Annotated in this window: 1 protein-coding gene; it reads right to left on the minus strand. The window is 34.4% G+C overall.

Annotated features, from left to right (window positions below; all coding sequences use genetic code 11):
• The coding region (locus L323_RS35785; RefSeq protein WP_020816495.1) for a hypothetical protein at nt 1-509 on the minus strand (509 nt) is incomplete at its 3' end.
• Nucleotides 510-570 lie beyond the last annotated feature (61 nt).

Here is a 570-nt window from a genome sequence, read left to right on the forward strand (position 1 = left end):
CCATCAATTCTTTTGGTAATATATGCACTGAAATGCCACTTCATATCATCGGAATAAAATTTGAAATAGTTGCCCTCTGCCAAACTTAGCCCATAAACCTGACCTTTGATGTTTGATGCAACCACTACCCCGTTTTTGATAATGTTAAAAGTACCCTCAATAGAATCTGAAGTAGAACTATCAGTTGTAACCAGAGTAAATTGGTATGTACCGTCAGGAACCTGTAAATCAGCAGTCAAGGATTTAGCCATGGACACGTAATTTGACCACTTGATTTCAACGGTACCTTTTACACTGTCATACCATGTATCGGTATCTGCATCATGAATATAGAGCGGTTTATCAGAAAAAATCTGATGATACCAAAAAACAGGTAAAGTAACTGAATTTCCGGAATTCCGGCTTTGAGAATCTGCATTCACTTCAATTGCAAACGCCATAGTCGAAAATGCTATTGTGAAAATTAACGTTGAAAGGATAACTAATGACAAACGTTTTAACCTAAACATTCTTTCCCTCCTTTAAAATTTAATTATCTATATTATAACATTAATTTGTAAATTTGTTATT

It is taken from the genome of Ruminiclostridium papyrosolvens C7 (assembly GCF_000421965.1).
GTDB lineage: Bacteria > Bacillota > Clostridia > Acetivibrionales > DSM-1351 > Ruminiclostridium > Ruminiclostridium papyrosolvens_A.